This window comes from Fibrella aestuarina BUZ 2 (assembly GCF_000331105.1).
Lineage (GTDB): Bacteria > Bacteroidota > Bacteroidia > Cytophagales > Spirosomataceae > Fibrella > Fibrella aestuarina.
In genome coordinates this window covers 4,244,938-4,265,449 of record NC_020054.1, presented here as the reverse complement: position 1 = coordinate 4,265,449, position 20,512 = coordinate 4,244,938, and the positions used below count along the sequence as shown (strand labels likewise).

Below are 20,512 nucleotides of genomic sequence, written 5' to 3'. Positions count from 1 at the left end.
GCGTAGGCGGGCCTGTTGGCGTTATTGGGAACCCGCGTCTACATCCCACGGCTGGCCGATGTGCCGTCGGAATCGTCGTCGGTGTCAGCCACATCCATGTCGGATGTACCTGTGCTGCCCGAATCGGTACCGTCGCCCGACGACGCACCCGATCCCGTGTCGCTGATGTCGTCGTCGTTCAGGCTGCTGGTTGATCCGCCAATGTCGCCCGAGTCGTCCATCGATCCGCCGCTACCCATCCCCGACGACATGCCCGTACCCAGGCCGCCTTCGTCGAGGCCAACGGTGTTGCCCATGCCGCCGTTACCCATGGCACTGCTGTCGCCCGACGTCGTGCTTCCGCCGCCACTACCCATACCCGTGCCGTCGGTGCTGCCGCCCAGCCCGCTACCGCTACCCAGTCCACTGGCGCCACCCATGTCGTCAGGCGAATACATTTTGATCATCATTTGCATAGTACGCTGAGGTGTCGAACCCGGTTTTGTTGTGAAAATTGGCTTAGTTTGTTGATTCCCCTGAACCCGATAGAGTATAAGGGTGTCAGAACGTATTGGCATGAACTGAAGGCCAGACCAAGTGTTTGGGGTGGGCTGTCAAACCAACCGTACGGCCTGAAGGGCGGGCGTCAGGCGGCCCAAAGAGCTATGCCTCCCCGTCGGTCAGGTACGTGGCTGGGCCGGGCTGGTCTGGTGCCGTCAAGAACTGCTGAACGTACCGCATAATCGTCGATTCGTACCGCGCGGAGCCGGTGGCTTCCTGCCAACTTTGGTTTCGTAAAACGCCACGGACAGAGCCGCTGCGCGAGTCACTAACCAAGTAAACACGACGAACTATGCCTACGCTAAAGACCAAAGACGGTACGGAAATTTATTACAAAGACTGGGGATCGGGCCAACCCGTTGTTTTCCATCATGGCTGGCCCTTATCCTGCGACGACTGGGACGCCCAGATGATCTTTTTCCTGATGCACGGCTATCGGGTGGTGGCGCACGATCGCCGGGGGCACGGGCGTTCGTCGCAAACGACCGACGGACACGATATCGACACCTACGCCGCCGATGCCGCCGAACTGGTGGAATTTCTCGATCTGAAAGACGCCATCCACATCGGCCACTCGACCGGGGGCGGTGAAGTCGCACGGTACGTAGCCAAATACGGGCAGGGGCGCGTGGCCAAAGCCGTGCTGATCAGTGCGGTTACGCCGATAATGGTCGTCACCGACGCCAATCCCGATGGCGTGCCGATGTCGGTGTTCGACGAGATTCGGCAAAACACGGCGGCTCAACGCCCCCAGTATTTTTATGAATTTACCATGCCCTTCTACGGCTTCAATCGCCCCAACGCGACGCCGTTGCAGGGTGTCCGGGATAACTGGTGGCGGCAGGCCATGATGGGGGGTATCAACGCGCATTACTACGGCATAAAGGCCTTTTCCGAAACCGACTTCACCGAGGATCTCAAACAGATCGACGTACCGGTTCTGGTGATGCACGGCGAGGATGACCAGATCGTTCCCATTCTCACCACGGCCCACAAAGCGATTAAGCTTCTCCAGAACGGCCGGCTGATTACCTATCCCGGCTTCCCGCACGGGATGCCCACGACCGAAGCGGCCACGATCAACGCCGATCTGCTGGCCTTCATCGAGTCGGAGTCGTAACCCGTTTACGGAATGTGCCCCTGCCAACCCCCGCTCCATATATCAGGGTGGGGGTTGGCTTCCTGAACCAACCCTTACAACCATCGCGGGCGGGTGCCATACCCCGTCGGTTTTTCGCTATGAATCCATCTATTTTAGGCCTGCACCACATCACGGCCATTGCCAACAACGCGCAGCGCAACTACGATTTCTACACACATGTGCTGGGGCTGCGCATGGTGAAACGAACGGTCAATTTCGATGACCCCACCACCTATCATTTCTATTACGGCAACGAGACCGGTACGCCCGGCACCATCCTGACCTTCTTCCCCTGGGAAGGCATCGGGCCGGGCCGCAACGGCGTGGGCATGGCTACCGAAATCGGCTACTCAGTGCCGACCGACAGTCTGGACAACTGGGTTGGCCGGTTTCGCGACGCCAACGTTGCCATGGGCGAACAATCCGAGCGATTCGGCGAACAGTATTTGCCTTTTACCGACCCCGACGGGCTGGCTTTCACGCTTATCGTGCCGAAACAGCCCGATAGCCGGCCCGCCTGGGAAACCGACGCCATCAAGCCGGATATGGCCACGCGTGGCTTCCACAGCGTGACGCTCACGTTGCAACAGATAGACGCCACGGCGAAGGCACTGACCGATATGTTCGGGTACCGGCTACTGGGGCAGGAAGGCAACCGCTACCGGTTTCAAACCGACAACGTACCTGAGGCCGCCATTGTCGATTTGCTGGAGGAACCCGACGGGCCCGTGGGTCGCAATGCCGCCGGCACGAACCACCACGTTGCGTTTCGGGTGGCCAACGAGACGGTTCATATGGAATTCCGGGAGAAGATTCTGGCCAGTGGCTTGCAGATCACGCCCAAAATCGACCGTGATTATTTCTTCTCGCTCTACTTCCGCGAACCGGGGGGCGTGCTGTTTGAAATCGCCACCGACAATCCCGGTTTCACGGTCGACGAACCGCTCGCCGAACTGGGCAACCACCTCAAACTGCCCAGACAGTACGAAGCCTCGCGAAGCCGCATCGAAAAGGCACTGCCCGTGCTGAAAACGATGTAGGCCCACCCGTACCGCATCACCCCGTTGATATACTCATTTTAAACACGCACTTACCCAATGGCAACCATCGGTTTGTACGGCTTTGGCCGCATCGGGCGGCAGTTTCTACGCATTGGCTTGCAGCAAAAGCTGTTTGTTCCCGTCGCCATCGCTGATATTCGGGACGAACCCACGCTGGCAGCGTTGTTTGCCGTCGATACCAATTACGGGCGATGGCCCGAACGCGTGTCGGGCGAGCCGGGAAAGCTCCGCGTCGGTGAACACGACATCGCGTATTACAACTCGGCGAAGGACGTACCTGACTGGGGGGCGCTGGGCGTCGATCTGGTGGTCGACTGCACCGGTCGCGCCACGACGCGGGCGGGCGCGCAGGTACACCTGGACCGGGGCGCCCGGCACGTGCTGATCAGCGCGCCCAGCAAAACCCTGGCCGACTGCGACGCCGTGTTGCTGAAAGGCATCAACCTCGACAGTTTCGACCCCGCCAAGCATCGGATCATCAGCATGGGTAGTTGCACCACCAACGCACTGGCGGCCGTGGTGAAGGTCATGCTCGACAACTTCGGCATTCAGTATGGGCTGTTCTCGACGGTGCATTCGTACACGAATTCGCAGTCGCTGACGGATCAGCCTATGAAAGACCGGCGCGATTCGTGGGCCGCCGCCGAAAACATCATTCCCTCCTCGTCGGGAGCCGCCCGGGCGTTACAATTCATCTGGAAAGACCTTCGGATCACCGGCAAAGCGTACCGCGTACCCACGCGCACCGGCAGCATTGCCGAACTGAACCTGCTCACCGAACGGGACTGTACGGTGCAGGAGGTCAACGATGCCTTCCGCCGGGCCGCGGCCGAGGGGCCGCTCAAAGGCGTGCTCGATGTGCTGGACGACGAGTGGGCGTCGTCGCGGATTGTGGGGGATCCGCACTCGTCGATCGTCGACCTGCCGCTGACGGCCAGCGAAGGAAAACTCCTGTCGATTGCGGCCTGGTACGACAACGAATGGGGGTTCTCTAACCGCCTGGCCGAGGTCGCGGCTTATTTCGCCGACCGGATTCATTAAATCACCAGTCCGCTCTATTCGTATGAAACCCAACATCGGCATCACGGCAGAAAACCGTGAAATCGTAGCCCACGAACTGGCCAAACTGCTGGCCGACGAATTTGTGCTTTTTACCAAAACGCTCCATGCACACTGGAACCTGGAAGGTATTGATTTTCACGCCGTCCACGTTTATTTCGAGGACCTCTACAACCAGTCGCTTACCCTGGTCGACAGCGTGGCCGAGCGCATCCGGCAACTGGATCATTACGCCCCCGCCACGCTGCAAAAGGTACTGCAACTGACGCACCTTACCGAGCAGGAGGCCGGTGGAACCGACAGCCGCAGCCTGATAGCCAGCCTACTTAACGACCACGAAGCCATCATCGCGTTTATCCGGGGCACGATCCGCGAGTTTCAGGACGCGCACCACGACGCCGGTACAAGCGATTTTGTGACGGGGCTGATGGCGACCCACGAAAAAATGGCCTGGATGCTGCGGGCGCATCTGAACTAAACCAGGGGCGCGGCCATTAACGGACAAACGCGTCTACAACCCGATCAGGTACGTATAAACAGGTTCACATGAAGCCGGGCATTTCGATCAGCGCGGATAGCGCCGTTACCACGATCATCATTCAGCGGCCTTACAAGCAGCACGTTGAGGCCTACGAAAACTGGTTGCGGGCGATCGTGCCGGTGGCGCAGGCAGCAACGGGGCATCGGGGGGTGAACGTAATCCGTCCGCATGGGCACAGCGGCGAGTACACGATTGTGCTGCATTTTGATTCGGAAACGAATCTGCGCAACTGGCTGGAGTCGGACACGCGCAAGCAGTTGGTCGACAAGGTGCGGCCGTTCCTGAATGAAGACGAGCAAATCGACATCCGGACGGGGCTGGAGTTCTGGTTTACACCGCCCCGGAGCCAGCCGGTTGCGCCGCCCTACAAACAGTTTCTGATCACATTGTCGGCCATTTTTCCGCTCTCGTTCCTGGTTCCGCAGTTGCTCGCTCCGGTTATCGACGTCGTCCCATTGCTGGCCATTCCGGTGGTTCGGGCCTTCCTGACGAGCGCGCTTATCGTGGCCCTGATGACGTTCGTTGTCATGCCCCGCTACGTCCCGCTCGTCGCGCGCTGGCTGTACAAACCCTGAGCGCGTCAGGGGCGGACCGCGTCACGCACTTGCCGCCTGAATCGGCGTATCTTTGGGAGAGACTGCTCTTCGTTGCAGACAGGGTGCAGCGTTCCGGATTCGTCTGCCTACAAAAAAAGAGCCTATGGGGTCAGGGGCAAGCAACTTTCGTTATCGACGAGCCAACAGCCGACCGCGTCGCGCTGGGTACCGGCTGCTGGGTACGTTGCTGTTGGTGGCGCTGTTTACCCGGCTGGCCTGCGGGCAAAACATAAACCGGCAGCAGGTAAACAACTTACTCGCCGACCTCAGAACGAGCCAGCCCGATGCGAAGCGGTTAGCGATTTTGCTGGCGCTGAGCAAATTTCATATCTACAAGCCCGGCGAGTCCAAAGTCGATCTGGACAGTAGCCGTATGTACCTCCGGGCGGCCCAAAAACTGAGCGATTCGCTCCATCTGCTTGCCCGGCAGCACGAAACGCAAAGCCTGTTCATTGTTGCCGATCTGGAAGGGGGCCAAACCGTTTCCGGCCGGTCCCGTTTTGCGAAGCTAATTACCGACTGCCAGCGGTCGGGCGATACGGAGGGGGAAGCCATTGCCCGGTACCGGTTCGGTATCTGGCTGCGGAATTACGCACCCGACTCCGTCGCCGTGCTGACGCAGTTTAACCGGGTGGCCGCGCTCTACCGCTCCCTGCGCAACCCGGTCGAGGAAATCAACGCGCTGAAGGAGATTGGGGTTACCCATTTATACCAGGGCAATCTGGCGCTGGCCGAATTGGAACTGCTGACCGTGCTGAACCGCTACAAAGCCATCGGCTACCCGAAGCTCCATTACACCTACAACCTGCTGTCGATGATCGGGCGGCTGAAGGGCGATCTCAACGAGGGGTTCCGCTACGCACTGCTGTGCGTGGAGAGCATGAAAAAAACGGCCGATACGGCCTCAGCGGCGGCTTTCTACGGTGATCTGGCGCAGATGTACGACGAGGCTGGCAACCACCCGAAGAGCATTGAGTGGCGGAAAAAGTCGCTCGCCGCCTGGCGTCAGGAGCGCCTGCCCAATTTTGCCATGTTCTACGCTGCGGGCCTGATTGCCAAAGACCTGATAGCGCAACAGAAACCCGACGAGGCACTCCGCTTTTTTCAGCAACTGGTTGCCGACATTCCGACGAACACGATCATCCAGAAAGGCTGCGTGGCTCAAAACCTGGCCTACTGCTATGAGGCGCTGGGCAACTACGCCCTGGCCGAGCGGTATTACCGGCAATCGCTGTACTGGTACGAGCAGAACAAGCTTGATTTTGAAGGGTCGCTGCAAATCAGGCAGGAGCTGGGTACGTTCTACGTCCGGCAAAAAAAATACCGGGAGGCCCGCTTCTACCTGACCAACGCCCTGACGATCCTGCCGCAGAAAAAGGCCCTGTCGACGTTGAAAGACATTCACTTCATGCTGTTCAAGGTCGACTCGGCCCAGGGTAATTACCTGGCGGCCATTCAGCACCTGCAGCAGTACAAAACCTTCAACGATTCGCTCTTCAACGAAGCCAAAAGCAAGCAACTCACGCAGTTGCAGATTCAGTACGATACCCGGGAGAAAGAGCAGAACATCGCCCTGTTATCCAAGCAGAGCGAACTACAGCAACTGGCGCTGAAACGAGCCCAGACCACCCGAAATGCCCTGCTGGTGGGTGGGCTGTTGCTGGTTGGCCTGCTGGGGGTGAGCTACAACCGGTTTCGGCTCAAACAACGAAGCAACCAGCTACTGGAAGCCAAACAGGGCGAAATCGACCAGAAGAATAAGTCGCTCGAACAGATGGTGGCCCAGAAAGAGGAGCTGCTGGTGGAAAAAGAGTGGATGCTGAAGGAGATTCATCACCGCGTAAAAAACAACCTGCAGGTCATCTCCAGCCTGCTGAACGCTCAGTCTGACTACCTCCACGATGCAACCGCGCTGGCTGCGATCCGGGAGAGTCAGAACCGGGTGCAGGCCATGGCATTGATTCATCAGAAGCTGTACCAGTCGGCGCGCCTGTCGACGGTGGATATGGCTGCGTACATCAGCGAGGTCGTTACTTACCTGCTGGAATCGTTTAACAGTGAGCCAGCCGTCCGGACGGAGCTGACGGTGGCGCCGATCCAGATCGACGTGAATCTGGCAACGCCCCTTGGCCTGATCATCAACGAAGCCGTGACCAACTCGCTGAAATACGCATTCCCCAGCCCTCCCTATGGTGCCGACAGGCCGGGCATAATCGCAATCAGCCTGCAACCGGTGACTGGGCAAACCTGCCGGTTACTGATTGAGGATAATGGCGTGGGGCTGCCCCCCGGCTTCGACCCCACCCAAACGAACACGCTGGGCCTAACGATGATTCAGGGGCTGAGCCGGCAGATTGGGGGGCAACTACACATTGATCAGGAATCGGGGGTGCGGATACGGCTGGAGTTCAATACCGCCAGGAAGCCCGAACCGGCGTTGCCGTAGGGCTTGCTGGCGGCCGTTAGCTAATGCCCAGCTTCTTCATCCGGGCTTCCAGCGTGGTGGGTTTCAGGTGCAGCAGTTCGGCCGCTCCGCCCGCGCCCCGAATCCGGCCACCCGATTTGGCCAGCGCCCCCAGAATCGCCGCGCGCATGGTGTCGTCGATGGGTTGCACCGGGCCTGAGTCACTACCGCGCGGCTCATCGACGGTGGGGAGCGACCGCAGCGGTTCGGCCAGGGTCAGCGTGGTTGATCGGGACAGGATCGCGGCCCGCTCCAATACGTGTTCCAGCTCCCGGATGTTTCCCGGCCAGGCGTAGGTCATCAACTGCTGCATGGTATCGTTGGCAATACCCGTCAGCACCTTGCCGAGTTTTTTGGCGGTGCGTTGCAGAAAATGCAGGGCCAGCGGCTGAATATCGTCGGTTCGCTCCCGCAGGGGCGGCACCACGATGGGAAATACATTCAGCCGGTAATACAGATCGGACCGGAAACGGCCTTCGGCGACCTCCTGCTGTAGGTTCCGATTGGTGGCGGCAATAATCCGCACGTCGATGCGGATGGGGCCTTTTCCGCCGATGCGCTCGATTTCCCGTTCCTGAATCGCCCGCAGCAGCTTGGCCTGTAGCTCAAGCGGTAGCTCGCCAATTTCGTCCAGAAACAACGTACCGCCGCTGGCCAGCTCAAACTTGCCGATGCGCTTTTCGGTGGCGCCCGTGAAGCTGCCCCGTTCGTGGCCAAACAGCTCGGATTCGATAAGTTGTGCGGGTAAAGCGGCACAATTTATTTTGACGATGGTACGTGCTCGTCGGGTTGAGAGGTTGTGTACGGCGCGGGCTACGAGTTCTTTGCCCGTCCCGGTTTCACCCAGAATCAGCACGGTCGCTTCGGTGGGGGCGACCTGATCGATGGTCGTGAACAGGTGCGTCATGGCGGGGCTGTTGCCAATCAGTTCCCCAAAGTTGTTGCTGGTTCTGATTTCTTCGGTCAGGTACGTCTTTTCCTGCTCCAGCCGCTCGCTCAGCCTGTTGATACGCTCAAACGCCAGCACGTTATCCAGCGCCAGCGCCATCTGAACGCTGATGTCCTGCAAGGTGTGGAGGTCTTTATAGGTAAAGGCGTAGGGCGATTTACTGGCCAGTATGAGCGAGGCGGCGGGTTGTTCGCTGATGAAAACAGGTACGTATAGCACCGATTGCAGGCCCAGTTCCTTTCGGTACAACTCGACCAGCAGGTTATCGGCGGCCTGATCGGTAAACTGAAAGCCGACGTTCAGCGTGGGCTTGGTCAGACAGGTACGTAGCGCCGTCAGTGCAGCATCACGGGCCGACGGACTGATGGGGGTGCCCAGCCGCACCGATTGCAGGTCGAGGGGCGCAAACCGCCCGCCATTTTTTTGCACCGCATGCAGTTTTCCGCTCCCGGCAGGTGGCTGCCGTTCGGCGCGATAGAGTCCCAGGAAATCCGCGGGCAGCAACTCGTTGATGGCGTCGGCCACCAGCGCCAGCATCGCATCCAGGCTCCCCCCGCTCCGAAAGGCGTTGGCAATGGCCAGTTCGATGGACTTGATCTGCCGCCGCCGGTCGAGTTCTTCATAGGCCAGCAGGTTATCCAGCGTCAGGGCAATCTGGGGGCAAATCAGGCTGACCGTCTGGTAGTCTTTCGCCGTAAACCCATCGCGCTGGGTACGTGCCAGCGTCAGGGTCGTGATGGCGTTGCGCGTCAGGGGGATGGAAAACTGGGCCAGCGACCGCACGCCGAACGTATCCCGACAGGCCCGCGCCAGCACGTTGGTCTGGCAAAGCTGATCGAAGGCGCCGCCGCTGAACAAGCCCGGCTGGTCGGGGGCTTCCGGATCGAGTTTTTCCAGCAACGGCTCGTCAGCGCCCAGCAAAGTGCCCGGATTGACCCGGCTGAACGCATGATCGCCTGTTTTGCGCAGCATCAGCCAGTAGAACGTGGAGTCGTCGAGCAGGCCAATACGGAGGGTGATGAAGGCGAACGGCACGAACTGATTGATCTGATCGGCGATGGCGAGGCAAAACTGTTCGCGGTCCTGAATGTGAATACTGGCGTTGTTGACGGCAATCTGAATCTGTTGCTGCTCACGCAGTTTGGCTTCTTCGCTGTGGGCGTGGCGATACCGGGCAATTTCGAGCGTCGAGAGCACATCTTTTTCCCGGAAGGGTTTGGTCAGGTAACCAAACGGCTGCGTCACCTTGGCCGCTTCCAGCAGGCTGTCGGTCAGGTTGGCCGACAGAAACACAAAGGGAATCGCCTGTTTGTTGAGCCAGTGGGCCAGGTCGATGCCTGTCTCGGGGCCAGCCAGAAAAATATCGAGCAGGACGATGTCAGTTCGCTGGCTGACCAGTTTTGTTTTGGCTTCCTCGACCGACCCGGCAATGCCTTCGATCCGGTAACCGGCTTTTGTCAGTATGCGCCGTAAATCGTTGGCAATCAAAAACTCATCCTCCACGATCAGCAACGAGGGCAGGGCGGGCGGTTCAAGAACAGACATGGGTACGTTCCGTTAACGTTGACGACCCGTAAAGGTACTATTCCCGGTCAACTCCATCGAGTGACTCCAATATATTGGAGTCTCCAATATATTGGAGCTTATCTGGTCGCTGGTGTGTCGATGTAATGTACTTATTGTCAATGGGTTGTGTTATGATTTGTGGCGCCGTTTCGGGCTGGCACTGAATTCGAGAGGGGTACGTCGGTAATCAACTACAACCGATCTCAACCCATGAAAGATGCTGCTCAACAAGACATTCTGTCTATTCAACACCTCGACCTGGATCCGTACAGCCGGCCCGCCGAACCGGCCGATTGCTACAGCCTCATTCTGGTGCAAACGGGCGAAGGCTACGGTGCCGTCAATGGCAATCCGTTTGCCTACCGCGCGGGCGATCTGTTCCTGATCGGAATCCGGGAGGCTTACCAGTTTCAGGTTACGCAACCAACGACTGGCTACTGGCTCTCGTTTTCGCCCGCGTTCGTCAACACCCTGCTGCCGACAGACCGGCCGGGGTGGACCTGTCTCGACCCGGCTGCGTGGCGGAGTCGGGAGGCCGTTACCACCGACGCGACGGAGAGGGCCAACCTGGGGGCGCTGATCGCCATTTTGCTGTCGGAAGAGCGCAGCCGCCGGCCGCTGACGGGCAATCCCGTTGTGGAAGGGGTGATGAAAACGCTATTCAGTCTGGTCGATCGGTTGGTCGCACAACGCGGCGTGGCGGCGCCCGTTCAGCCCACGTTTTCGTCGGACATAACCCGGCGCGTGATTGCCTACATCAGTCAGCATATCAGCGAACCGCAGCGGTTACGCATCGATACCATTGCCGACGAATTCAACTATTCGCCTGGTCATCTGCGGGCGTTGTTCCGGCAACAGGTCGGCGATTCCATGCAGCAGTTCATTATCCGGCATAAGCTCAAACTGGTGGCCCTGAAACTTCGGCACACCTCCCTGACGATTGCTCAGATTGCCGACGAATTTGGCTTTGCCGACGTGTGTCACCTCAATAAACAGTTCAAGCGCCAGTACAACCATACGCCCACGTTCTACCGGCAGGGCCTGTCGGCGTAGGCGTTGGGGCAAAACAAAAGCGTAGTCATTTTGTTGCGTGTAAAACGCGCAATGGTCCGCTTTGGTGGCTAACTAATTCGTTGTTGATCCACGACTGAATGCCTGCGCTGTTGCCTGCCTTTCACCCCTGATGTCCCAACGCCATGCAACACGCTTTCCGGTTGATGAGCAGGTACGTAGTCGTCCTGCTTGCAGTTTGGTTTGGTCGAGGCGCCGCTGCCCAATCGCTCAAACCTGGGTTTGATGTCGCCGAATACGTTGAACTGCTGAAAGTGTCGGCCCGCTTCGGCGATTCGGCCTACGTGGCGAGCTTCCCGGTGCCGCAACGCTACAAGCTCGTGTACCGCTCGCCCATCATGGGCCTCGATAACCGGTGGGACCTCTGGACCGACAACGCCCAGACGGCGGTGATCAGCCTGCGCGGCACCACCGCCAACAGCGTGAGCTGGCTGGCTAATTTTTACGCGGCCATGGTACCGGCGAAAGGAAAACTGCAATTGAGCGATACCGATAAATTCGTCTACGAACTCGCCCAGAATCCGAAGGCCGCGGTGCACGTGGGGTGGCTCGTCAGCACGGCCTTTCTGAGCAAAGACATCCTGCCCCGGATCGATTCGAGCTACCGGAAGGGCGTGAAAAACATGCTCATCGTCGGGCACAGCCAGGGTGGGGCCATCGCCTACCTGCTCACGGCACACCTCTATGCGCTGCAAAAACAAGGCAAGCTCCCCGCCGATATCCGGTTCAAGACGTATTGCAGCGCCGGGCCCAAACCGGGCAATCTGTATTTTGCCTATGACTACGAGGCGCAGACGCAGGACGGCTGGGCTTACAACGTGATCAACTCAGCCGACTGGGTGCCCGAAGTCCCGCTGTCGATTCAGACCGTCAACGATTTCAACACGACAAATCCCTTTCAGGGCGCGCCGGGCCTCATCAAAAAGCAAAAACTGCTGAACCGGATCGTGCTGAAGTCGGTCTACAACAGCCTGACCAAGCCCGCTCTGAAAGCGCAGCGCAATTACCAGAAGTACCTGGGGTCGATCGCGTCGAAAACCGTGAGCAAGAACCTCAATGGGTACGTTGCCCCGAATTATTACAACAGCAACCACTACGTCCGCACGGGTACGTTCATCGTGTTGCGCGCCGATTCGGCCTACTATCAGCGTTTCCCCGACAGCAAAGAGAAAATTTTCACCCATCATTTTCATCCGCCCTATCTCTACCTGACCGAAACCCAGCTGCTGCATCAGCCGCCTACCGCGGCGGGTCGATAAGCCGGGTGGTGCATCGGTTGCCCCAAAACGTATGAACAGCCAATTTTTAGCCGCTATCACCTGCCTGATCGGGCTGGCCGGTTGCCAGAGCCGTCCGGCAAACCAGACCGAAACAACCGCCGACTCATCGGCCGCAACTCCGGCATCTGCGCCACAGGCTCAGCAATGCTACGCCTACGTCTCGGCGCGGGATACCGTCCGGCTGACGCTGCTGCCGCAGGGCGATAGCTTAACCGGCGAGCTGACGTATAAACTGGCCGAAAAAGACCAGAACATCGGCACGCTGCGCGGTCGTATGCGTGGCGATACGCTGCTGGCGCGGTATACCTTCCAGTCGGAGGGGATTGAGTCGGTGCGGGAGGTTGCTTTTCTGAAGCAGGCCGATGCGCTGGTGGAAGGTTATGGGCCGGTGGCTGAGCAGAACGGCCAACAGGTCTTTGCTGACCGCACCAAACTGGCCTTCACCTCGACGCTGCGGCTTACACCCACCGACTGCCCGCGCTGAACCTACCCATGCAGGGCCGTACACCAAATTGTTGGCTATTCGGTAGACATCCGGTTGCCAATGCTGGGATGCGTGCCTGACATTCCTATTTTTACGCCAACCAAATCGCATTGCATATGAAAAAAATTGGTATCCTTTTCGGTATGGAGCGCTCGTTTCCATACGCCTTTATTGAGCGCGTCAATCAGAAACAGTCTGATTTTGTAGCCGAGCCGGTGTCGATCGATCGCGTAGAGCAGGGCGTGGCTACCGACTACGCCGTCATCATCGACCGTATCTCGCAGGATGTACCCTTCTACAAAGCTTTTCTGAAAAACGCCGCCCTCATGGGTACCGCCGTCGTCAACAACCCGTTCTGGTGGAGTGCCGACGAAAAGTTTTTCAATAACGCGCTGGCGACCCAGCTGGGCGTGCCGGTTCCGAAGACCGTTCTGTTGCCGTCGAAACACCGTCCCGACGATACGCGGCATGAGTCGTTCTCAAACCTGCAACACATGGACTGGAACGCCATTTTTGAGCGGATCGGCTTTCCGGCGTTTATGAAGCCTCACTCGGGTGGTGGCTGGAAAAACGTGTATAAAGTCGACAATGCCGAGGAGATGTTCCGGGCTTACGACGAAACGGGCCAACTGGTGATGCTCTACCAGGAGGCGATCGACTTCACCGATTACTTCCGCTGCTACTGCATCGGCGGGAAAGACGTGCGGATCATGCCCTACGAGCCGCGCAACCCGCACCATCTGCGCTACGCCACCGAGATGAAAACGACCGGCGACGCGGGCAAGAAGCTCATCGAGACCATGACCGACTACGTGCTGAAGCTCAACCACGGCCTCGGCTATGATTTCAATACGGTTGAATTTGCGGTGCGCGACGGCATTCCTATCGCGATTGATTTCTGCAATCCGGCCCCCGACGCCGACATCAACTCGGTGGGGCAGGCCAATTTCGACTGGGTCGTGGAAGCAGCGGCCAACATGGCGATCGAGCGGGCCAAACGCGTGCAGGCGGGCAAAGACAACCTCACCTGGGGTATGTTTGTGCGGGGTTCGGTGGGTGGCACCGGCCTGCAATCGGTCAGCACCGACAAGCCAGCCAAAGCGCCGAAGGCAGCGATAGGCGAGGCCATTCAGGAAGATAAGGCGATGGCCCCCGAAAAGAAGGCCGATAAAAAAGCGCCTAAAGCCGCCAAGAAAGCCGACGAACCGAAGGCCGATAAGCCGAAAGCGGAGAAAAAAGGCAAGAAGTAGGCGGATCAACCCTATACGGTTTCAAAAACAGTATAGGGTTAGAAAAACGGTTTACGAACAACGGGGACGTACCTGGCGAGTGTCAGGTACGTCCCCGTTGTTCGTTTTGTAAAGACAAAGTGTTACCAAATTGGTTGATGAGGTAGCAACCATTGCTTCCTCTTGCTTCAATCATGCGCTTTACAGTAACTAGCCCGGCTCAGGATGATCGACCTGTGTACCTGACCGGTAATTTTTGCAATTGGGCTCTCGACATCGACGCCTTGCAGCTTCAGCCTATCGGCGATAATCAGTACAGCATCGACCTGCCCGTCGACGAAACCTGGCCTGACCCCATCGAATACAAATATTACCGGGGAGGCGAAGGCAGCATCGAACTGAATGCACTGGGCGAAGCCCGACCCAACCGGCTGGCGCCCCGCGGCGTCGATCAGCTCACCGATTTTGTGCCGCTCTGGCAGTGGGATGGGGCCTCGTACCGGCCGAACTGGCTACCCAACTACACCGAGCTATCACTGGCCTACCCCAAAACCAACGCGCCGCGGCGTATCCGGGTGTTGCTACCCGCCGATTATGACGCGTCGGCGAAACGATACCCGGTGCTGTACCTCAACGACGGGCAGAACATTATCGGAGCGGGTGAAGGGTTCGGCTCCTGGAGTGTGGAAGAGCGCATGGCCCTTCTGGCTAGTCGCAGTCATCATGAATTGATTGTGGTGGCGGTGGACCACGGTGGCCCGGCCCGGCTGACGGAGTTTACGATCGGCAAGACGTTGCGACGGCGGGGCAACGGCGAGCAGTACATTGCGTTTCTGACCGACGTGGTTAAACCCTACATCGACGCCCAGTTCAGAACCCAACCCGACGCGGCGCACACGGGTATCGGCGGGAGTTCGCTGGGCGGGCTCATCAGCCTGTATGCGGGTTTGTTACGGCCCGACGTATTTGGAAAATGGCTGGTGTTTTCGCCCTCGCTCTGGGTGGCGCCGGGCATTTACGAACAGGTCGCCCAGACGCCCCTGCCCCCCTACGTGCGGGTATACCTGTATGGCGGTGAAGCCGAGTCGGCCACGATGGTCAGCAGCCTGCAACGGGTACACGACTCGCTCAACTGCCCGGACATCGACTGCGCCATTACGCAGATCAGCGTGGACCCGATTGGGAAACACGAAGAATGGCGCTGGAGCCGCGAGTTTGCCCGCGCCGTCGATTACCTTTTTTTTAATTACGTGGACGATCCCGTACCCGCCGCTTAGTCAGGTACGTAGCGGATCTGGCGGGTTCGGGCTATGTTTGTGGTGCAACGCGGCGAAGAGCCGCCCCATCCCATGACGGCTACGCAGCAGTTACTGACCACGTTTTACGAGGCGTTTCAACGCAAGGATTACGCCACCATGCAGGCCTGTTATGCCGATACGGCCGTATTCAATGATCCGGCCTTTCCGAACCTGAACGCGGCGCAGGTTCGGGCCATGTGGGAGATGCTGATCCGGCAGGGGAAAGACATGCAGCTTACCTACCGTGTGCTCGATGCCGACGAAACCACGGGTCACGCCGAATGGACGGCGACTTATACCTTCTCAAAGACAGGCCGACCCGTGGTCAACCAGGTTCGGTCGAGTTTCACGTTTGCCGATGGGAAGATCGTCAGCCATACCGACCAATTCGATTTTCACACCTGGGCCAAACAGGCGCTGGGCCTGACGGGCCTGCTGCTCGGCTGGACCAGTTTTCTCCAGCAAAAAGTGCAGCAAACCGCCCTCGGGAGTCTGGCCGCGTTTATGAACAAAGGCCAGCAGCCAAGCTAACTAGTTGCTAATCAGCGCCTTGCTAGGGCATGAGCCTTCGACAAGCTCATGTGTTAGCAAGGCGCTGATTAGCAACTAGTTGGACTAGGTTTATTCTTTGACCACTTTCACCGTATGGCTTTGGTGGTCAGTGGTGGCTCTCAAAAACAGCATGCCCCCGGCGGTCTGGCTGACATCCCAATCCAGGCGCTGTTCGTCGGCTGCCTGTAACCACTGCTGTTGCCGAAGCGACCGCCCCTGCACGTCGGTCAGTTCGACCCGCAGCGATTGGCCACCGGCGCCGCTGATGATGGCCCGCAGCCGATTGTCGACCAGCGGATTGGGCACCACCCGTATCTGAAGTGCTTCGCCCGGCTCAGCGGCGGCTACCCGTCCGCCCGAACAGACCGTGACCTGTACGGTAAATGGCCCGACTGTCTGCACCGAGCCATTAGCCTGGGTGACCTGGCAGGTATAGGTTGCCGACGTTTGCGGACTCAGCAGCGTAAGGCTGGCCGTGGCGGTGCCTCGCTGAACACCCGCCGCATCGGTGAGGCGGAGTGACGACGTACCGTTCAGTCGGACCCACTGGTAACGTACCCCGGTGGCGGGGACCGTCAACACCACCTGCGCGCCCCGGCAGGTGCTTTGCGTGGCGGGCGGCAGCGGGGCAATCACCGTGAGACTAAACACCGCGGCCGGGCTGACACACCCTTGCGGCGACGTCTGGACGGCCGAGAACGTTTGTATGCCCGCCTGACTGATGTTGGCGACAGGTGGCTGAACGGGCCCGTTGGCATTGTAGAACGTCAGGGTGTGGCTGGCGGCGGCCGTAACCAGACTGCTTAGAGGGAGCGGCGTAGCCGATGTGGAAACCGTCAGGCTGCCTGATACGGTCGGGGGATTAGGGGGCGTGTTGATCGTCACCGACAGACTCGCCACGGCCGAACAGGCTACCCCGTCGCTGACAGTTACGCTATATGTACCTGACTGCGACGCGACTGCCGTGTTTGAACTGCCCGACTGGCTCAGGCCCGGCCCCGCGAAGGTATACTGGCTGCCGCCGCCCGCCGTCAGGGTAATCTGACTTGGTGCGCAAACCGCCGTGCTGCTGGCCGTGAGCGTTGGGGTGATGGGTTGAGCGCAGCCGCCTACCGCACTGATCGCCAGCGTTTTGGCAAAGGTCGCGCCGAACGTCTCGACGGTAGCCCATCCCGACCCGTATGGGCTACCGGGAAACCGAACGAACTGGGTGCTGGGCGTGAAGATATCGGTATGATTGGCCACCGTGAGCGTGTTGTCCAGTTCGAGTAAACTAATCAGGTACGTGCCGGGGGAGAGCGTCAGGGCTGGCCCCGTAAACGTAACGGCCTGCGGCGCCGTATTGGTCAGAGTCATGACCCCCGACTCCCAGAGCAGGGTGGAATTGGCGGTGGGTAATCCGCCCGTTGTGCCGTAGATCCGGGCTTTCACCTGCGTGGGTGTCTCCACAGCGTTAAAATCGACCGTAACATGTCGCAGCGTCTGCGACTGGACAAAGGTGAACAGCGATCCCAGTTCGCCCTGACCACTGTTATCGCCAATGCCCAGGTTGCTCGCGGCCGCGCCGGTATGGCGGGCGTAGGTGTCGGGATCGATCTGTATTGGCCTGCTCTGAGCGGTGTTGTTGCTCGCGTTCTCGTCGGTCTGGGTCTGCATACATCGGTACACAAAGGCGTATGTTCCGACGCCTGCCGTAGGCGTGTAGCCCCCGGCAATGGAAAAACTGGCGGTGGCGCCCGTAGGTAACGTAGCAATCGGATCGGAATAAAGCGTTTCGATGGTTGTGCCGTTTTTCTGTACGTCGACAGCCAGTTTTACGTTGGTCAGCGATTGCGTGCCTTCGTTTCGGATGGTTGCCGCCAACGACAGCGACGATACCTGCGTTGTTGGGATTTTGCTGTAGTTAGACGGCCGGGCCGCCGTGACCAGCTTGGCGTCATACGAGTTGTCGTTTACCACTTCAACGTCGTCGATGAGCAGTAAAAACTGGTCGTTCGAATTGTTACGGAACCCAACGTAGACCGACTTACCCGCGAAGCTGCTCAGGCTGACCTCCCGGTTAGTCCAGGAGGCGTTTTCGTTCGCTAATGAGAATACCACCGTTGAGTTAGTGACCTGATTGCCAATGGCTCCGCTGCCACCCGTGGGAGGGCCTTGCTCGGCCGTCATAATGCGGACTTCGTAGCCGTCCCGGAACAGTGGGTCGTAGGCCAGACCTCGCCACCGTAGTTTCGTGGTCGCCGAAATCGTTCCGATCAGGGGCGTCCACATCCAGTCGTCGGCCTGTCCGGTTGGCGCGTACCATGACGTGCTGAACGCCGCTGAATCGGCCGTGTTGTTCGCGAAATCTTCGCGCCGTTCCCAGGCATCGTTAACATAGGATACCGCACCGTTCGGCGTTCGGTTGTCTACGTTACGTAGCAGCCAGCCAGCGGGAAAGGCGTAGGTGCCCGCGCCACCTGATCGCGGGCCGGGGATATTATTGAAGGTTTCTTTGAACAGTACCTGAGCCGCTACCGGCGTGGCCAGCAGGCCCAGTAACGTACTCATCAAGAGGCTGTAAAGGAGTGTGTGTAAAGCGTGTTTCATGCAGTAAACAGGATTTAGTATAGAAAAACTATAAAAACAGACGAATCTATACCAGCCGTTTACGCACAGTAAGCATATTTACTAAGTGGTTAATCAGGTAAATTTTAGTCAACCGGATATACAGAAACGTTCGCTAAAATAGCCTGATGAGTACCTGAAGCGACACGCATACCAACGGTTATCCCGCCGTGATCCAGTCGAGGATGAGGCTGGCGCGGAGGCCGGTTTCACCCGTGCTGGGGCACGTACCCCGGCCCTGCAACGCCGCCACTACCGACTCGATCAGGGGTTGCTGAACGTGGTCAGGGAAGGGCACGGTGAGTATTTCTGTACCGCTTCGGGTGGTTACGGTGATGACAAAATTTTCGAAGAAGGAAAACGTGATAGTGCCCCTGGCACCTACCAGCGTCGTTTGTTCAAGGCGCTGTTCGGGGTTGACGGTGAAGCACCAACTGCCTGTGCCCACTACGCCCGAAGCAAACGTAAAGGCAGCCACCACCATGTCGTCGGCTTCGTAGAGACCGGCCTGATTGCGGGCAAAGCCACGGGCCGTCTGGATGGGCCCCAGCAGAAACTCCAGAAAATCGAATTGATGCGCGGCGAGGTCATGAAACAACCCGCCGCCCGACACCGCGGGTGTGACGCGCCAGTTGGCCTGTGGGGCCAGCCCCAGCTCCCGGTCGGCGGGCGGCCAGTTGAGTTGGGTGCTGACGTGCCGGATGGGGCCGATCGCGCCGCTGTCGACTAGTTCTTTTACCTTGAGAAAATAGGGGAGTGCCCGGCGGTAGAACGCCACGAACAGCGGAACGCCCGTTTCGCGGCTGATCCGGTTCATGGCCCCGCACTCGACGGCATTGAGCGCCATCGGCTTCTCCACGTAGACGGGTTTACCCGCGCGCAGGGCCCGGATGGTGTAGTCGGCGTGGCTGTCGGGTGGGGTGGCCACGTAGACGGCATTGACAGCCGGGTCGTTGATGAGCGCGTCGGCATCGGTGTACCAGGTGGGTACGTTATGCCGACGGGCGTAGTCGGCGGCTTTCTCGGCATCGCGCCGCATCACCGCCACGAGCGCCGAGCCGCGTACGTTGTTAAACGCAGGCCCACTTTTGACCTCCGTCACGTCTCCACAGCCAATAATTCCCCAGTTGATTGACTCCATACGTTTGTTCCGAACAGGGCAACGGCTCCCTGCCTGCGCCTGTCAACTACTAAACGCAGCGAACGCCAGAATCTAGCGTAACCGGACCGAAAACCAACTGACAGGTAAGTGGGGCATCAGCAAACCAATGGACAACCGGGCCGGGTGATGCCGTTAGGGGAGACCGACGCCACCACCCGGCCGTTTGGATGGCGGTTAATCCCACATCGTGCCATCCAGACCCAGCACGACGCCCAGCCAGATGGCCACAGCATGGCCCAGCACCCCCAGCACAATGCCAGCTATTTTTTTGGCGCCGCCCTGATAGCGCAGGTAGTCCATGAAGTAGTAGAACAGGCCACCCATGGCTCCGGCGGCGGGTGTGACGAGCAGCGGCCGGATCATCCACCACTTGCCCCAGGCGGGGTTGGGCTGGTCGACACCGACGACGAAGAAGGCAATGACCAGCAGCCCGATACCGGCGCCGATGAGCATCCGGTTACGGGCCGAAACCGGATGGAGGGGCTGACTCGGCGATTGGTTAATGTTTGTCATGTTGTGATTGTGTTAAGCGTAAGCAGGTTTGAATGTTAAAAGAACTTTGTGTTACAAAGTGAAATAATTTTTTGACCCAAAGCAAGCGGTGGTGAAAAAATTGTGTGGGCAGACTGGAACGGGACTTACCCAGCTGGTGGTCGGTACGTTGACCTGTCCTGTATGATGGCTTAACGCACCGCTGGCAAAACGCAATTGGATAGCCGATTTTTAAGGCTTCATGCGCGCATTGTATTCGTCTTTAGACAGCACGCGGGTTCCTTGCCCGGCGACAAAATACCAGGTGCCATTCTGGTTGATGTACGCTTCGGTCCGAACAACCTGAAGTGGGAAGTCGCCTTTTTTCGTAGCCGAAAACGACGTCTAGGACAACGTTCTTCACCGCCGCATCGCCATTGT

Annotated in this window: 17 protein-coding genes; 12 read left to right on the top strand and 5 right to left on the bottom strand. The window is 58.8% G+C overall.

Annotated features, from left to right (window positions below):
• Positions 1 to 38: 38 nt before the first annotated feature.
• Positions 39 to 455 carry a hypothetical protein gene (locus tag FAES_RS29110; RefSeq protein WP_148289391.1) on the bottom strand — a complete coding sequence of 139 codons (417 nt, stop codon included), beginning with the start codon at positions 453 to 455 and terminating at the stop codon, positions 39 to 41.
• A 377-nt stretch (positions 456 to 832) separates the two neighbouring features.
• On the opposite strand from FAES_RS29110, the gene FAES_RS17440 reads away from it, so the two are divergent.
• The 6 genes from FAES_RS17440 to FAES_RS17415 all read left to right on the top strand — a co-directional run bounded on the left by FAES_RS17440 (position 833) and on the right by FAES_RS17415 (position 7,384).
• Positions 833 to 1,660: an alpha/beta fold hydrolase gene (locus FAES_RS17440; protein WP_015332552.1), complete on the top strand. Its 828-nt coding sequence runs from the start codon at positions 833 to 835 to the stop codon at positions 1,658 to 1,660.
• A gap of 119 nt (positions 1,661 to 1,779) precedes the next feature.
• Positions 1,780 to 2,721, top strand: a complete 942-nt coding sequence (locus tag FAES_RS17435) for a ring-cleaving dioxygenase (RefSeq protein WP_015332551.1) — start codon at positions 1,780 to 1,782, stop codon at positions 2,719 to 2,721.
• A gap of 57 nt (positions 2,722 to 2,778) precedes the next feature.
• Positions 2,779 to 3,783: a type I glyceraldehyde-3-phosphate dehydrogenase gene (locus FAES_RS17430; protein WP_015332550.1), complete on the top strand. Its 1,005-nt coding sequence runs from the start codon at positions 2,779 to 2,781 to the stop codon at positions 3,781 to 3,783.
• A 22-nt stretch (positions 3,784 to 3,805) separates the two neighbouring features.
• A complete protein-coding gene (locus FAES_RS17425; RefSeq protein WP_015332549.1) occupies positions 3,806 to 4,279 on the top strand; it encodes a Dps family protein in 474 nt (157 codons plus the stop codon).
• A 68-nt stretch (positions 4,280 to 4,347) separates the two neighbouring features.
• Entirely contained in the window at positions 4,348 to 4,917 is a 570-nt protein-coding gene (locus FAES_RS17420; protein ID WP_015332548.1) for an antibiotic biosynthesis monooxygenase, read from the top strand.
• Between the two features lie 124 nt (positions 4,918 to 5,041).
• Complete coding sequence (locus tag FAES_RS17415) at positions 5,042 to 7,384, top strand: tetratricopeptide repeat-containing sensor histidine kinase (RefSeq protein ID WP_015332547.1); 2,343 nt, start codon at positions 5,042 to 5,044, stop codon at positions 7,382 to 7,384.
• Positions 7,385 to 7,400: 16 nt separating this feature from the next.
• Here the strand turns inward: FAES_RS17415 and FAES_RS17410 are convergent, their stop codons facing one another.
• Positions 7,401 to 9,896, bottom strand: a complete 2,496-nt coding sequence (locus FAES_RS17410) for a sigma 54-interacting transcriptional regulator (RefSeq protein ID WP_015332546.1) — start codon at positions 9,894 to 9,896, stop codon at positions 7,401 to 7,403.
• A 231-nt stretch (positions 9,897 to 10,127) separates the two neighbouring features.
• On the opposite strand from FAES_RS17410, the gene FAES_RS17405 reads away from it, so the two are divergent.
• The 6 genes from FAES_RS17405 to FAES_RS17380 all read left to right on the top strand — a co-directional run bounded on the left by FAES_RS17405 (position 10,128) and on the right by FAES_RS17380 (position 15,810).
• The gene (locus tag FAES_RS17405; RefSeq protein WP_015332545.1) at positions 10,128 to 10,970 is read left to right on the top strand and encodes an AraC family transcriptional regulator; all 843 of its coding nucleotides are present in this window, start codon (positions 10,128 to 10,130) and stop codon (positions 10,968 to 10,970) included.
• A gap of 143 nt (positions 10,971 to 11,113) precedes the next feature.
• A complete protein-coding gene (locus FAES_RS17400) occupies positions 11,114 to 12,247 on the top strand; it encodes a lipase family protein (RefSeq protein ID WP_015332544.1) in 1,134 nt (377 codons plus the stop codon).
• A 31-nt stretch (positions 12,248 to 12,278) separates the two neighbouring features.
• Positions 12,279 to 12,752: a hypothetical protein gene (locus tag FAES_RS17395; RefSeq protein ID WP_015332543.1), complete on the top strand. Its 474-nt coding sequence runs from the start codon at positions 12,279 to 12,281 to the stop codon at positions 12,750 to 12,752.
• Between the two features lie 116 nt (positions 12,753 to 12,868).
• Complete coding sequence (locus FAES_RS17390) at positions 12,869 to 14,002, top strand: ATP-grasp domain-containing protein (protein WP_015332542.1); 1,134 nt, start codon at positions 12,869 to 12,871, stop codon at positions 14,000 to 14,002.
• Positions 14,003 to 14,175: 173 nt separating this feature from the next.
• The gene (locus tag FAES_RS17385) at positions 14,176 to 15,258 is read left to right on the top strand and encodes an alpha/beta hydrolase (protein WP_015332541.1); all 1,083 of its coding nucleotides are present in this window, start codon (positions 14,176 to 14,178) and stop codon (positions 15,256 to 15,258) included.
• 33 nt (positions 15,259 to 15,291) lie between these two features.
• A complete protein-coding gene (locus FAES_RS17380; RefSeq protein ID WP_015332540.1) occupies positions 15,292 to 15,810 on the top strand; it encodes a nuclear transport factor 2 family protein in 519 nt (172 codons plus the stop codon).
• Between the two features lie 90 nt (positions 15,811 to 15,900).
• Here the strand turns inward: FAES_RS17380 and FAES_RS17375 are convergent, their stop codons facing one another.
• The 3 genes from FAES_RS17375 to FAES_RS17365 form a co-directional block, all read right to left on the bottom strand.
• Positions 15,901 to 18,420 (bottom strand): T9SS-dependent choice-of-anchor J family protein, encoded by a 2,520-nt coding sequence (locus tag FAES_RS17375; protein WP_015332539.1) that lies wholly within the window; start codon positions 18,418 to 18,420, stop codon positions 15,901 to 15,903.
• 178 nt (positions 18,421 to 18,598) lie between these two features.
• Positions 18,599 to 19,579: a Gfo/Idh/MocA family protein gene (locus FAES_RS17370; protein WP_015332538.1), complete on the bottom strand. Its 981-nt coding sequence runs from the start codon at positions 19,577 to 19,579 to the stop codon at positions 18,599 to 18,601.
• Positions 19,580 to 19,774: 195 nt separating this feature from the next.
• Complete coding sequence (locus tag FAES_RS17365; protein WP_015332537.1) at positions 19,775 to 20,113, bottom strand: hypothetical protein; 339 nt, start codon at positions 20,111 to 20,113, stop codon at positions 19,775 to 19,777.
• Between the last annotated feature and the right edge of the window lie 399 nt (positions 20,114 to 20,512).